Origin of the sequence: Variovorax sp. VRV01 (genome assembly GCF_014852545.1) — a bacterium.
Taxonomy (GTDB): Bacteria; Pseudomonadota; Gammaproteobacteria; order Burkholderiales; family Burkholderiaceae_C; genus Variovorax; species Variovorax beijingensis_A.
Window position 1 is genome coordinate 1 of sequence record NZ_JACVBS010000077.1, and the last position, 345, is coordinate 345.

Below are 345 nucleotides of genomic sequence, written 5' to 3' on the forward strand. Positions count from 1 at the left end.
TCGCCGAGATCGATCATGCGCTGCCGGGTGATTCGTCCAACTACGCGGACCAGGAGGCCACGCTGGCCGACACGTTGATCACCCTGACCAACACGGTGACGGTCACCGACGGGGACGGCGACACCGCGACCGACTCCGAAGTGCTCAACATCGGCGCCAACATCCGGTTCGACGACGACGGCCCGTCCGTCGTGCTGGCAGCGCCCATCGACACGGCACTGGTCAACACGCAGGATGCCGACACCATCGGCGCCGCCACCGACTCCGCCACCACGGACTTCGCAACCGCCTTCGGCGTGGCCTCGAGCAGCTATGGCGCCGATGGTCCGGGCACCACCGCCTCGA

The 345-nt window shown here is 67.8% G+C and carries 1 protein-coding gene; it reads left to right on the forward strand.

Annotated elements, in window-relative coordinates; translation table 11 throughout:
- A partial coding sequence (locus IB278_RS33665; protein WP_225613355.1) for a hypothetical protein occupies positions 1-345 on the forward strand: 345 nt, incomplete at both ends.